This window comes from Ruegeria sp. CJ9, assembly GCF_056536625.1.
Genome location: NZ_JBQFPY010000012.1, coordinates 1 through 14,306, shown reverse-complemented (window position 1 = coordinate 14,306; position 14,306 = coordinate 1). Strand labels below are relative to the sequence as shown.

Below are 14,306 nucleotides of genomic sequence, written 5' to 3'. Positions count from 1 at the left end.
GCCAAACCATCAAGTGCCCACAACGGCTTACAACATAAGCCGTTGTTCCGACCGCATCTAAAAATGGTAGGTGGCGGAGACGAAGGGATTCGAACCCTCGAGACCCTTCCGGGCCTACTCCCTTAGCAGGGGAGCGCCTTCGACCACTCGGCCACGTCTCCGCTGGCGGGTATATCCTTGCCTGTCACCCGGATACAAGGCGATTTTCTATGCCTTGCTCACTTTTCTCAAATTCGTCGCAAACGCACACGCAATCAGCGAAATTTCGACGCTCTTGAAGACAGATATAAGCAGTCGTAATTGCGCGAAGGAATTCTTCAAACTACTCAAAATGACGCGCTCTGAACTGAAAACTTGCCAAATACACGGGCTATAAGGCATATTTGTATAGATTTATTAGCGTATAATTCAAAAATACGAATTTATTGAGGGGCAAACCGAGCGGTGGGCGCGATGCGCTCAGTACCTATCTGTGGGGGAAGGACGTTAGGTTGGCTTGGTTGAAATCGTTACTCATTGTTTGTTGTGTTTTGCTTCTGCCGTTGCAGGCCTTAGCCAACATAGGAAAAGTCATTGGCGTCGAACAAGGCGCTGAAATAACGCGCGCGGGGAAATCGCAGCCCCTGCGCGCAGGGATGGAAGTTGCGTCAGGCGACTCCATTTCCACAGACGGCAGCGGTCTGGTTCAGTTGATTTTCGTCGATGAAACCAAGATCGCGATTGGCCCGAATGCTCGGATGACACTGGATGTGACAATGCTGCGCGGCAACAAAAAGGCCAAGAACTTCGCGGTTCAGGCCCTTGGCGGCAGCTTTCGCTTTATCTCTGGCAAAAGTAAAAAGCGCGCCTACTCGATTCAAACGCCCACTGCGACCATGGCCGTACGCGGAACGACTTTTGACATATGGGTCGCGCCCGGCGCGCAAAGCGCCATGCTGATTTTACAGGGCCGGGTAGAAATGTGTGGTCAGAACGGCATTTGCCAAGAGACCGGGCGCAAATGCAACCTTCTCGCCACCACACAGAGTGGACGTATCGGGCGCTCTGTCGATCAGGAAAGTTACGAACAAGCGGTGGAAGAAGGGTTCCCCTTTGTTCAGTCACAAGAGCAATTGCTGATTCCATTGCAAACAGATGTGACGGGCTGCGGCAGGGACGCCGTGCCACCTCTGCCGCAACGATCAGAGGTCCCTGCATCCGGCCCTAACTGGGGGCCGCGTGAAGTGCAAAGCGCTGGGGCCTCCGGGTCGTCCCCGTCAAACAGCGTCGGCGTCGGCATCGGCAATGGCGGCAGCGTCGGCAGCAGCACTGGCAGCAGCAACGGCAGTGGCGGCAATGTCGGAAACGGTAGCGGCAGTGGCGATGGCAGTGGCGGCTCGATCGGCGGCGGTTCCGGCAGCGGCGGGCCAGGCAGCGGTGGCACGATTGGTGGTGGCGGAACAGGGGGATTTGGCGGCGGCAGCGGCAGTGGCACCACTGGCGGTAACGGCGGCAATAGCGGCGGTTGAGCAAACACAGGCCCCGCTGCATGACATCAGATCCGTCGTTGTCGCAGAAAAATGCGCACATCCCGTTCAGGTCCGTCCGGGCTGACCACGATATTCGGAGGCAAACGTGACCGGGAAGCCCAAAGAAAGAACAGGGCGGCGGCGGGCCTTCCAGCTGGTCGGGCTGGGCCTGATCCTTTTCGGGTGTTTTATCCGGGTTCTCGATCCGTATCCGGTGCGGATGACACGGCTGATCTATTTCGACATTCTGCAACGCATCTCACCCCGCGAATACAACCCTGATCTGCCTGTCCGCGTGGTGGATATCGACGAACAGTCGCTTGCAAACTGGGGGCAATGGCCCTGGCCCCGAACCCTATTGGCACAGATGGTCCAGAACCTGGGCGAATATGGGGCTGCCGCTATCGCCTTTGACATTTTGTTCGTCGAACCTGACAGGTTCTCGCCTGCGCGGTTGCTGGAAGAACCCTCGCTCTCTGGGGTGCTGTCAGTTGAGCGCCACGCCGAGAAGCTGGACCATGACGTGCTTTTCGGAATGGAGATCGCCAATTGGCCGGTTGTATTGGGCGCAGCTGCCCGGCAATCCAGCGACGGCAGGCACGTCACGCCGATGACCGGGATCATCGAAATAGGGGAATCGCCGACCTCAGGGCTGGTTACTGTTCCTTATTGGACCCCACCAGCCTCACCGCTGGATCGAACGGCAGCAGGCATCGGAGGGGTCAATGTCTCACCCCTTGGCGGTATGGGCATCGTGCGCCGCGTGCCTATCTTGTGGGGCGGGCCGGATGGTGCGCTGCCGGGGCTGGGGATTGAGGCGCTAAGGGTTGCCATAGACGAACCCGTCATCATTGCCGAAGGCATGCCGGATGAGGCCGGTATCATGCTGGCGGTCGAGATTGGTCAATTCCGCCTACCAACCACCGAAAACGGCGAGGTCTGGGTCAGATACAGGCGCGATAACCCGGACCTGTATCTGTCAGCTGATGATATCATGCAGCCACAGGACAATCCCGATCTGCGCGCCGAAATCGAAGGGCGGATCATTCTGGTCGGCACGTCGGCCGCCGGATTGTTTGACATGCACCAGACACCTTTGGGTGAATCTGTTCCGGGCGTGTCGATCCATGCGCAAATTCTTGAACAGGTCCTGACCGACGAAATGCTAAGCCGCTCGGATGTGACGTCGGCGCTCGAACTGCTGTCTTTCGTCATTCTTGGCGTAGTGGTCACGGCCGTCATGGCGCGGTTCGGGGCGGTTGCGTCATTTGTTGCAGGTGGCGTTGCTGCGGCGGTTGTCCTTGGCATCAGTTGGCTGGCATTCCAGCACCAGTTGGTTCTGTTCGACGTTACCTTTCCGCTGATGGGGGGCATGGCTAATTTCGGCCTGCTGGCGGGCTATCTGTTCATCTCGACCGAGCGCGAAAAACGTGTGATCCGACAGATCTTTTCCCACTATGTCGCGCCCGAGATTCTGGACGAAATTGAGGTGTCTGGGCATCAGCTTCAACTGGGCGGTGAAACACAAGAGATCACCGTCATGTTCTCGGATATACGAGGCTTTACGCCTTTGTCCGAGTCTGTTTCGGCCACCGATCTTGTCACCTTGCTGAATCAACTTTTTTCTCAGATCGGCGACCAGATATTGCTGGAACGGGGCACCATAGACAAATTCATCGGCGATGCGGTAATGGCGTTTTGGAACGCTCCCCTGCCAGTCGAAGATCACCCATGCCGTGCCGCAAAGGCGGCGCTGTTGATGCGACGGGCGCTGGTAGAGTTCAACGCCTCGGACGTCATGCAGGGGCGGCCGCCGATTGCGCTGGCGACCGGTTGCGCCACGGGTCGGGCCTGCGTCGGTAATATCGGGTCAAAGCGCAGGTTCAACTATACCGTCATCGGGGATGTGGTGAACGTCGCCGCACGGATCGAACAAAGCTGCCGCCATGTGGACTATGACATCGTTGTCTCAAGTTCTGTGTATGAGAAAACGCGGCACGAAATGGCGATGCTTGAGGCCGGGTATGTCGACCTTAAGGGACGAACTGACCTGGAACCCGTTTTCGTGCTGGTTGGCAATCAAGACGTACTGGAAACCCCTGAATTTCAGAAATTGGAAACAACCCACCAAAGGCTGATCGCGGCTATTCGGGACCGGCACCCTCAGGATCGGATTGAACGTATATGCGAGGATTGCATCGAACAAGCCCACCATATCGAACCCGGATTGATGAAGTTCTATTACGCGCTGTCCGGCAGGGCCGCCGATTTCCGGTCGGATTTCCAATCCAATCAGTTGATCTTCAGCCACCAAAGGCGCGCCCGAAAACCATCAGCCTGAGCAGTTCGAATGGAGAGGCTATGCCATTTCCGCCAGCGCCGTATCAATGCGTTTCAGCATCGGAGATCGCCCTGCAGACTCGACGATGACGCGGGCCCGGCTTAGATGCTCGATAGCCTGCGCCTTGTTTTTTTTCGCCTTGTACAGCAGCCCCATGATCATATCACAGCGCGCGATATAGTGGCCCTTTTGGTCGAACTGAGGGTTCTTGCGCACCTGCTCGACCATCGCGATCAGACGTTTTTTTCCAAACAGCATAACCCAAAGGATCGAGCGGAAATTTCGAAACAGTACCCCCAGCGAACCGCCGCCTTCACCTGTTAGGATGGCCAGATACATCTCGCACAGAAACAGACGGGCCCAGTCAGCGGATATCTGGGTGCCCTCGTCGGTACGTTTCTGAATGGCGCATTCAATCTGGCGCAACCCGTCCGTGATCCGACCGTTCAGCGCATAGGCCACCGCCAGCATCGCCGCGGGCCCGAAGGTGAACAGCGTCCACCCCTTTTCGTTGCAGGCCTTGATGTGGTTTTGAACCACCTCAGTCGCCCCTGGCATTTCCAGCGGCACCATGGCTCCTACTCTGGCTGCTTCGGCTATGGCCAACTCAAATTCGACCTTTGACGCTTTGCGCGCCTTCTCAGCCATTTCAAGCGCCAGTTCGTGATCATCGGTAACCATCGCGATCAACGCTTTCATGGCGGTTCCATAGCCCAGCGCGCGCGGGTTGTTTTTGGCTTTTCCCAAGGCGATCATCCGATCTGATGCGGCATGCGCCCGCGCCACCCGCCCCCGTGTCAGTTCGTTCCACCCAACAGTGGCCTGATAAAAATTGTGGATATAGGCGTCGTCGATCTGTTCCAGCACAGCCTCGACTTCGCGTTTTCGCGCCTCGAAACGGTCATTGTCGATCGGCGCGTGATAGATTGAGACCGAAAGCTCATTCACCATGGCATACGCCGTAGAGGCCAGATCATTCAGACGACCGGCCATGTCTGTCAGCTCCTGCTGAACCCAATGCGCCTCGTGATACTTGCCATTGCAGACCAGACAAGAGACATAGTGGTGCAGGAACAACGCGTGATCCTGACTGTCACCAGCCTTTTGCAGGATCGGACGAACTGTACCGGCCAGTTCGATAATCTTTTTGACCCGCAGTGAGATATTGGAACACAGCGCGAAACTGGCCATGAATCCGGCAAATTCTGCATCTGTGGCGCAACTTGGGTCGTTTTGGTACAGCTCAAGAGCGTCCACAAAATACCGGTTGGCTTCGTCCAGTGAATAAACGCCGAGGCATTTATCACCAGCCATGGCACTGTAGTGAAACGCCTGATCTGCCCGATCCGTCTGTCCATAGTGAAAGGCCAGCACCTCGGCGGCCTCGAGCAACCGGTTGGCGTTGCGCATCACCAACGCCTCGGCAATGGCAAGATGCAGGTCGGACCGGCGGGACAGAACCAGGCTTTGATAGACCGAATCCCGCAGCAGCACATGTTTGAAGATGTAATCCGACGAGTTCGGCTCGCGGTACAGCACATCCTGCGCTTGCAGCCGTTGTAGGGTGGCGCCGGTTGACTTGGTCGTCTCGGTGATCTGGGACAACAGACCGGGATCAAAACGCCGACCAATCACGGCTGCAGCCTGCAGCAAGGCGCGATCTTCGGGATCAAGCCGTTCAATTCTGGCTGTCAAAAGGCTGCGCATGGTGACGGGCAATCCGCTGTCGCTGATATCCGCTTCGATATGGGCGCGGCCATTTTCGACGCGCAAAACTCCCTGATCCAGCAGAAAGCCCAAGATTTCTTCGCCAAACAGTGGATTACCGCCGGCACGGTCAGCCAGCTGTTCGGCCAACCCATCGGGCAGAGCGTCCACCCCAAGACGATTTTGCGCCAGGGTGGCAAGGTCTTCGACCCTCAGCGGGCGTAGCGCCACGGTCGTCACCCCGGCCATGTTTTGCCAATCCGGCGTATATTCGGGCCGCCGTGTCTGGATGATCAGCAGGTTCGACAGGTTCGGAGCCTCGATCATATTCGCCAGCAAATCCTTTGACGCGCTGTCGATCCAATGTCCATCTTCGATCAGCAAAACAACCTGGCCCCGCGCGCATTTCAGGCGCAGCAGCTCGGTCAGCAACTCGCGAATACGCAGACCGATCAGAACACCGTCGAGACCGTCCAGAGCCCCCTCGGGCGGTGTGAGACCCAGAAAATTCATCATTAACCCAAGGTTCTGTTGCGTGAACAGCCCGGATTTTTTTAACCCGGCCTCAAGCTTGGCCCGAACCCGCAGCGGGTTGTCGGCATCGGTGATGAGAAATGAATTTCGCGTGATTTCCAGGAAGGGTAGAAACGGAACCTGCTGGCCATCGGCAAAGCAGTTCCCCGTCAGGACCGACACCTCGTCCGCAGGTAGGCGATGAAGAAACTCGAATACCAGCCGCGTTTTGCCCAACCCCGGCTCGGCAACCAGGTCAATCACGGTCCGGGTGTCTTTCGCCCGCTCCAGCGCGGTGGAGATCGTGCTTAGTTCATCTGTTCGGCCAACATAGCCGCTCAACCCTTGCGCCACTGATGCGTCGAACCGGGTTGCGTCGGGGTGAACGGCCTGCAACTGCCACAGCTTTTGCGGCGCGGACAAACCCTTGATCTGATGTTCGCCGAAAAAGCCAAGCTCGGTCACCCATTCGACCAGCCCCCGTGTGGTGTCGCAGATCAGGCTTCCACCCGACGGGGCAAGATTTTCAAGCCGCGCGGCCAGATTCACTGTGCTGCCCACAGCAGTCGTCGGGCCGCTCTCGCCCTGGACAGCCGCCATCAGAACCGTACCGGAACTGATCCCCACACGCACCTTCGGGCGCACGCCGAAACGCGCTTCGATATCCGCGGCGGACGCTTCGAATGCCGCATGGATCGCCATAGCGGCCCGGCAGGCCCGCAGTGCCGTATCTTCGGTCGCGTCGGGAATGCCGAACAGCGCCATTATGCTGTCGCCAGCAAAATCGCGCACCGTTCCACCGTGGGCCTCGACCGCGCGGACCAGCGTATCGTAGGTCAGCCGAACAAAGCCCAACGCCTGTTCTTCCCCAAGCGATGCAACAATCGCAGTATAGCCGACCATATCGGCAAACAGCACCGTGACCTGACGCCGTTGCTCGCTATCCGCTTGTTCTCGCTTAGGTTTATCCGCAATCTTCCCCATACCTGCAAAGGTGTACTACAGCCAATCCAGGCTCGCCAGTATTTGCAGATGAATTGCCGCAAAGGCTTATTCAATTAGCAGTGAAAATGTCACGCCCAAAGCCGGGTGCGATCATAGTCGGCGACACCTGTCTGTTTCAGACAGTTTCCGCCCAAAGATCATCTGCCTGAGGGATGCTGCAGACCCCAAGATACCGACGAACCGTCTCAGTCATTCCAAAGTTCAGAGCATCGCAAAACAACGCGTGCCCGATGGACACTTCGGCAATCGACGGGATCCGAGCGATCAGTTTGCGCGTGCCACTGACCGTCAGATCGTGGCCCGCATTGACCTTGAGCCTTTGCGCCGCAGCCGCGGTCGCTGCGGCGGTCAGACGGTCAAGTTCCCGCGTCTCGGCCACTGGGTCGTCATAAGATCCGCCGAACGGGCCGGTATAAAGTTCAACCCGATCTGTTCCGGTCATCGCGGCATGGGGCATGTGCGCTGCCTCGGGATCGCAGAACAGCGACACGCGGTGACCCTTCGCCTGTAACCCGGCAACCACATCCGCAAGCATCGCGCCCTGTGCCGGGAAATCCCAACCATGATCACTTGTCGCCTGACCCGGATCATCGGGAACCAACGTCACCTGGTCCGCGCGCACCTGCTGAACCAGCGACAGAAACCGTTCATCTGGATAGCCTTCGACATTCAATTCCCGGTCTGGAAATTCCGCGTCAAGCATAGAGCGTAGCCCGCGCACATCATCGGGCCGGGTGTGACGCTCATCCGGGCGAGGGTGCACCGTCACGCCCGCCGCGCCCGCGTTCAAGGCGATCCTTGCCAGACCTATCAAATCCGGCCAGGGGTGCTCACGCCTGTTGCGCAGCAGGGCGGCAACATTCAGATTTACCGAAAGGTCCGTCATCACCCTGCCCTACAGCCGAAAGGATTGCACATGTTCGGGCGTCGGCACGCCATCGATGTTTCGGGGATCAGGAATAGGATCACCAACCGACGTGTGAACGGGAATGACCCCGGCCCAGATGGGCAGATCATAATCCTCTTCCTCGTCATTTGGACCGCCCGTGCGGACCTTGGCGCTACCTTCCGATATATCCATGCCCAGCACCATTGTTGCCTTCAGATCCTGCGCGTGATCGGGCCGCAGGCTTTCATATCGCCCCGGGAACAGGCCGTTCACAAACCTGCCTAGCTTGTCCAGCTTTTCTGCCGGGTCTTCAACCTTGACCGCGGTGCCAAACAACGTGACCGACCGCGAATTAACGGAATGATGCATACCGGACCGAGCTAGGACAAACCCGTCAAGAATTGCGACCGAGAGACAAACCTGCGCATTGCGAGAATTGCGCAGCGCACGACTGGCCGAGGACCCGTGCCAATAGATGCGATTGCCCTCTCGCCATTGCAACGTCGGAGTGACAAAGGGCTTGCCATCAATCACATAACCCACGCTGCACATGGGTTGCGCGTCCAGGATACTGTTGATGGTGGCACGGTCGAAATGCCCCCGCTCATGGGATCGACGCAGGCGGGATTTGTCGGTGATGTTCAAAGTCTCATTCATGGTCATAGCTCGGGTTTGATCTTGCTATGTCTGTAGTGCCCGGGTATTGGATGTTTTTAAATGTCCAATTTTAAAACTTTTCCTAAGGCCAATTTGAATCGAGATCTTTTTGCGATCTCGGTGGATGCATCGCTGAAGACCTCGCTTCAGGCGCAACTGCTTGAGGCGCTGCGCGGTCTCATATCTAAGTCCTCTGACCTGGTCGGGACGCGGCTGCCAGCCAGCCGCACACTGGCATCCGAGTTGTCGATATCCAGAACAACGGTTCAGGCGGTTTATGACCAGATGATCAGCGAAGGGTATCTGGTCACCCGGCAAGGCAGCGGCACATTTGTGGCCAGCGAGATCACCCACCTGTCGCAACCGCAGCCCATCCCCCGCCCGGCGGGTCCAAAGACCCAGAAATGGCTGCCCTTTCAAACCGGTCTGCCGGATCAATCCCTGCTGCCGCACAAACAATGGGCACGCCACCTTGAACGCGCATGGCGCAACCCAACACCCGAGCTTTTGGCGCGAGCGGACCCTTTGGGTTGGTATCCGCTGCGCGCGGCCATCTCGGACCACGTTGCCGCGTGGCGACACTTGTCCTGTGATCCGGGGCAGGTTGTGATCACCTCGGGCGCGCGCGAAGCCTTCGAGGTTATATTCCACGGGCTGCTTGGTGCGGGCAAACAAGTTGCGATCGAAGACCCATGCTGGCCGAAACTTCACACGATTCTGAGGGATACAGGAAACTTAGCCTGCCCCGTGCGTATCGATCAGGACGGGCTGGATGTGACACGCCTTCCAGACAAGGCCCATGCCACTATCGTCACGCCTTCGCGGCATTATCCAACAGGGGTCAGCCTGCCCTTGCCCCGCAGGGTCGCCTTGCTGGATTGGGCCAGACAGACCGGTGCGGTGGTGATCGAGGACGACTACGACAGCGAATTCCGCTATCGGGGGCAACCTTTGCCATCGCTTTCGGGGTTGGATGGCCTCAATAACACGATCTACCTTGGCAGCTTTTCAAAACTCGTCAGCCCGGCACTGAGGATCGGGTATCTAGTTGTGCCCAAACACATGCTGCAAAGCACGCGGACCTATCTTGATCGTGTGGGACCACGCGCCTCGCTGATCCCGCAACCCGCCTTGGCGACATTCATGAACAGCGGTGAATTCGCTATGCATTTACGACGCATGCGACGTGTTTATGCGCGACGTCAGAGCCATCTGCTCAGCGCGCTCGCCCCCGCCTGTGACCTACTGGAGCTTCAGCCGGACTCGTCGGGCATGCATCTTTGCGTTGCACTTCGAGCGGCACTTGCAGACAGAATGTCCGACATTGAAATCAGCCAGCGTGCCGGGGAAAACGGACTGCGCATCAGCGCACTGTCTGACCAATGTGTGTTGCCGCAAAAGATGCAGGGCTTACTGCTGGGGTACGCGGCGTTTGACGAAGATACACTTTCAGACGCGGCGGATCGGTTGGTTTCTCTTATACAGCTGCCACTTTGAAGCAAGCCACGCTGCCCACTGGTAATGGTCAAAAAGTTTTTCACACGTGAAGCACACAACATGATATCGTCAAATTAGAATATATATTCTCGGTATTTCACACGCTGAATCCACGAACTCTGTGAATGGGGAGGTTCACATGCTTCGACTGTCTGTCTGCTTACTTACTTTCGTCTCTGTCCCGGCAAGCGCTTTTGCCGATGCCGTTCCCACCAAGGAAGCCGCCGAGGGAACCTTTGCCGAGCGTCCCTTTTCACCCTACGCCAACCGCACTTTCCCCGAGCGCCCGCTTTGGGGCGACACGCATCTGCATACGGGGCTGTCACTAGATGCGGGCGCATTCGGCAACACGCTGCTGCCTGACGACGCATGGCGATTTGCTAAAGGCGAGCAGGTGATTTCCTCCACCGGGCAACCAGTCAGACTGGCCAGACCACTGGATTGGATGGTTCTGACCGATCATACTGACCTGATGGGTTTCGCGCCCGATCTGCAGGCGGGCAAACCCGGTGTGATCTCAGACCCGAAGGGGTTGGAATGGTACGAAGGATACAAGGCCGGTGGCGAAGAAGCTGGTAAAGCAGCCTTCGATATCATCACAAATTTTTCTCAGATGACGTTGCCGGAGATTTTGCTGGAGTCCTACAGCCCGGGGGCCGATGCTTTTGCGTTCACCTGGGAACATATTGTCCTGGCCGCGGAACGGCACAACGATCCCGGTCAATTCACCGCGTTTATCGGTTTCGAATGGACCTCGGTGCCCAAGGGCTTCAACCTGCACCGGAATGTTATGTTGCGCGACGGACCAATCCGCGCGTTGCAGGTTGTTCCGCCGGTAACACAGCCACCCTACGGCAACACCGATCCCAAGGCGCTTTACTCTTGGCTGGAGGATTACGAAGCCAAAACCGGCGGCCGGGCGGTGGCTTTCGCCCATAACGGCAACCTTTCGAACGGCTGGATGTTCCCAACCGAAGACACGTATCACGGTGGCCAGGTTGACGAAGAATACGTCCAGAACCGCGCAAGGTGGGAGCCTCACTACGAGGTCACGCAAATCAAAGGAGACGGCGAGGCCCACCCGTATCTCAGCCCGGATGATCCCTTTGCCGATTATGAGAACTGGGATATTGGCAACCTCGATATCACCGAATTGAAAACCGAGGACATGCTGGCGGGCGAGTATGCGCGCGAAGCCCTCAAGCGCGGCCTGATGCTAGAAGAAAAGTTCGGCGTGAACCCCTATAAATTCGGCATGGGCGGCGCGACTGACAGCCATACTTCGCTGGCAACCGCCGAAGAAGACAACTTTTTTGGCAAATCTGTAAGTGTGGAACCGTCGCCCACCCGGATACAACATCCCTTTATTGCCAATGAGCTGGGCGAGATACCGGGCGATCTGCTGGTCGCTTCGGGCTACACTGCCGTTTGGGCCACCGACAACACACGCTCAGCCATTTTCGATGCGTTCAAGCGCCGCGAAACCTATGCGACCACCGGTCCTCGGATCGGTTTGCGTTTCTTTGGAGGCTGGGCGTTTGACGAGGGCGACCTTGAGACGCGCTTTCTGGCGGATGTCGGTTACACGAAAGGCGTACCCATGGGTGGTGACCTGCGCCCGCGCGAAGGGGATGGCGCACCGAATTTCCTGATTGGTGCCTTGCGCGACCCGATCGGTGCAAATCTGGATCGGGTTCAGGTCGTCAAAGGATGGCTGGATGCAGACGGGTCGATGCAGGAAAAGGTTTATAATGTCGCCTGGTCTGATGATCGGCCACAGGATGCAGATGGCAACCTACCCGAGGTCGGTAATACTGTGGATGTGGAAACCGCGAGCTGGAGCAATACCATCGGCGCGTCCGAGTTGATCACTGTTTGGTCCGACCCGGATTTCGACCCGAATGAACGGGCCTTTTATTACGTCAGGGTTCTGGAAATCCCCACCCCGCGTTGGTTGCTATACGACAAGTTGCGGTTTGGCATTGATCTGCCGGAAGACGCACAACTGATACATCAGGAACGCGCCTATTCCTCACCGATTTGGTACACTCCGGGGTGAATGGCCTTTTTCGAAGAACCACCACTGCGTTGGAATATAAGCGTAATTATTCTGCAGTCTGTTTGACTTATCCAAGGACCCGCCACTACTATTAAGGCGGGTCTGAAAGCGTCTTCGGAACTAAGCATGCATATTTTGAAAGAACCCCTGCTCCACTTTATTCTGATCGGAGCCGCCATCTTTGGCTGGTTTGCCATTGTGGGCCCAAAGGACGAAAGCGCTGAACGGGGTGATGCAATTGTTATCGACGACGCTGATGTCACGCTTTTGGTCACCCGCTTTGAAACAACCTGGAAACGCCCGCCCAATGACGCAGAGTTGCAGGTGCTGATCGACGCCCTGGTGCGCGAGGAAATCTTGGTGCGCGAGGCGCGCAACCTGGGGTTGGATCGCGGGGATCAGGTAATCCGGGCACGGTTGGCACAAAAGATGGATTTCCTGTCGGATGCAATCGCCGCCTCGGTAGACCCCGAAGATGCAGTGCTTGAAACTTATGTCGCAGCAAACTCGGCACGTTTTACTAAACCTTGGCAGATTGCATTCGATCAGGTGTATCTGGGCGATCAGCCGGTGCCCGAGGATGTGGACACCGCGCTTACCGCACTAACAGCGGGCAGGGAATGGTCAGAGTTTGGTGTACGATCCCTGATGCCTCGATCAATGCCGCTGTCGCCCGCCGGCGCCGTCGATGCCGCATTTGGCCCGGGGTTTTCGGCTGCGCTGGTCCCATTAGAACCGGGCGTCTGGGCTGGGCCGATTCAATCGGGATATGGGATGCATCTGGTCCGTGTAACCGAAACGCGCCTCGAATATCTGCCGCCACTTACGGACATTCGCGATGCGGTTCTGATAGCATGGCGTCGGGACACGGCCGAGGAACTGGCGCAAGCGCAATACGAAACCCTTGCCGCGCAGTACCGGGTTGAAACACCAGGGTCCGGTGAATGAGGGCCCTGTTTTGCTTGATAATAGCGATCTGGTTGGCCTGCACCCCAAAGTCCGGCAATGCACACGCGCTTGACCCCGGATATCTGGACCTCCACCAATTGACGCCAGGCACCTGGCAAGTGATGTGGCGCATACCGGATGTGAACGGCCAACCCATGAGGATTGACGCGATCCTGCCCGAAGCTTGCACCCCATCGCACGGTCCACCGCCGATCTTCGACTCGGTTGCTTGGGTTTCCTCTTGGGTTGCAGAGTGCGGGGCTGAGATCGAAGGACACACAGTCAGAATCCGGGGCCTCGAACGACAAAACAACGATGTCCTTCTGCGCGTTCAGCCACTGGAATCTGCGATTTCCACCCTCCGGTTCACACCTGAAGAGCCGGCCCTGACTTTGCCAATAGATCCGACCACATGGTCCGTTTTCATCAGCTATTTCTGGCTTGGCTTCGAGCATATCCTAGAAGGGTGGGACCACCTTCTGTTTGTCTTCGCCTTGTTCATTCTGGTGCGTGATCCTTGGCGGCTGGTCGGCGCAGTGACAGCCTTTACAGTCGCGCATTCGATCACGCTGGCAATGGCAACGCTGGGGGTGCTGCACGTTCCTGCCGCCCCGGTCGAAGCGGTGATTGCCCTGTCGATCGTTTTCCTGGCCCTGGAAATTCTCAAACACAAAGAAGGGCAGATCAGACTGTCCGAGCAATACCCATGGATTGTCTGCTTTTGTTTTGGTCTGCTACACGGGCTGGGTTTTGCCGGTGCCCTGTCCGAGATCGGCCTGCCCTCTCAGGATATCCCAGCTGCACTTCTGGCCTTTAACCTTGGGGTCGAGGCCGGACAACTTACCTTTATTGCGGGCCTGTCAGTAGGAATGTTTCTGTGGCGTCAGGTGGCGCGCTTTAATCCATCACGGCTGAGCGGGGTTACCCGACCAATCACTGGCTATGTCATCGGCAGCGTGTCGGTCTATTGGCTGGTCGAGCGTGTCAGTGGGTTTTAATTTATTGGCCTCGCATCGCTGAGGTCTATTTGGTTTTCCGGCATTGAAGCTTTGTTTTGGATGAGGTTATTGCCTCTCACCCTATTGTTTTGTGGTTCTGACGGGTTGAGTTTGTTAAGCGATTGATCTTGGGGATCAATTGTAGTGTGACCGGGCTGTTCTGAGATTTTCTGACGCTGGTTGC

The 14,306-nt window shown here is 57.2% G+C and carries 10 protein-coding genes and 1 tRNA gene; 6 read left to right on the top strand and 5 right to left on the bottom strand.

Annotated elements, in window-relative coordinates; translation table 11 throughout:
• Positions 1-71: 71 nt before the first annotated feature.
• A tRNA-Ser gene (locus tag ACR0AJ_RS19140) sits at positions 72-161 on the bottom strand.
• Positions 162-635: 474 nt separating this feature from the next.
• Between ACR0AJ_RS19140 and ACR0AJ_RS19135 the strand changes: the two genes are divergently transcribed.
• Together ACR0AJ_RS19135 and ACR0AJ_RS19130 are read left to right on the top strand one after the other, a co-directional pair.
• On the top strand, positions 636-1,508 hold the full coding sequence (locus ACR0AJ_RS19135; protein ID WP_480662997.1) for a FecR family protein: 873 nt from the start codon (positions 636-638) through the stop codon (positions 1,506-1,508).
• Between the two features lie 106 nt (positions 1,509-1,614).
• Positions 1,615-3,849 carry a CHASE2 domain-containing protein gene (locus ACR0AJ_RS19130; RefSeq protein ID WP_480741640.1) on the top strand — a complete coding sequence of 745 codons (2,235 nt, stop codon included), beginning with the start codon at positions 1,615-1,617 and terminating at the stop codon, positions 3,847-3,849.
• 18 nt (positions 3,850-3,867) lie between these two features.
• Here ACR0AJ_RS19130 and ACR0AJ_RS19125 read toward each other — a convergent pair whose 3' ends face one another.
• The 3 genes from ACR0AJ_RS19125 to ACR0AJ_RS19115 all read right to left on the bottom strand — a co-directional run bounded on the left by ACR0AJ_RS19125 (position 3,868) and on the right by ACR0AJ_RS19115 (position 8,620).
• Positions 3,868-7,053: an ATP-binding protein gene (locus tag ACR0AJ_RS19125; protein WP_480741638.1), complete on the bottom strand. Its 3,186-nt coding sequence runs from the start codon at positions 7,051-7,053 to the stop codon at positions 3,868-3,870.
• Positions 7,054-7,189: 136 nt separating this feature from the next.
• Positions 7,190-7,960, bottom strand: coding sequence for a pyridoxine 5'-phosphate synthase (locus ACR0AJ_RS19120; protein ID WP_480741636.1), 771 nt, complete (start codon positions 7,958-7,960; stop codon positions 7,190-7,192).
• Positions 7,961-7,969: 9 nt separating this feature from the next.
• Positions 7,970-8,620, bottom strand: coding sequence for a pyridoxamine 5'-phosphate oxidase family protein (locus ACR0AJ_RS19115; RefSeq protein ID WP_170350148.1), 651 nt, complete (start codon positions 8,618-8,620; stop codon positions 7,970-7,972).
• A 93-nt stretch (positions 8,621-8,713) separates the two neighbouring features.
• Between ACR0AJ_RS19115 and pdxR the strand changes: the two genes are divergently transcribed.
• The 4 genes from pdxR (at position 8,714) to ACR0AJ_RS19095 (ending at position 14,122) form a co-directional block, all read left to right on the top strand.
• Complete coding sequence (pdxR, locus tag ACR0AJ_RS19110; protein WP_480640988.1) at positions 8,714-10,117, top strand: MocR-like pyridoxine biosynthesis transcription factor PdxR; 1,404 nt, start codon at positions 8,714-8,716, stop codon at positions 10,115-10,117.
• Between the two features lie 139 nt (positions 10,118-10,256).
• Positions 10,257-12,176 carry a DUF3604 domain-containing protein gene (locus tag ACR0AJ_RS19105; protein WP_480662989.1) on the top strand — a complete coding sequence of 640 codons (1,920 nt, stop codon included), beginning with the start codon at positions 10,257-10,259 and terminating at the stop codon, positions 12,174-12,176.
• 126 nt (positions 12,177-12,302) lie between these two features.
• Positions 12,303-13,124 (top strand): peptidylprolyl isomerase, encoded by an 822-nt coding sequence (locus ACR0AJ_RS19100; RefSeq protein WP_170350145.1) that lies wholly within the window; start codon positions 12,303-12,305, stop codon positions 13,122-13,124.
• Positions 13,121-14,122, top strand: a complete 1,002-nt coding sequence (locus ACR0AJ_RS19095; protein ID WP_170350144.1) for a HupE/UreJ family protein — start codon at positions 13,121-13,123, stop codon at positions 14,120-14,122. The genes ACR0AJ_RS19100 and ACR0AJ_RS19095 overlap by 4 nt, the downstream gene beginning before the upstream one ends.
• Here the strand turns inward: ACR0AJ_RS19095 and ACR0AJ_RS19090 are convergent.
• On the bottom strand, positions 14,119-14,306 hold a 188-nt coding region (locus tag ACR0AJ_RS19090; RefSeq protein WP_480741634.1), incomplete at its 5' end, for a hypothetical protein. The genes ACR0AJ_RS19095 and ACR0AJ_RS19090 overlap by 4 nt on opposite strands.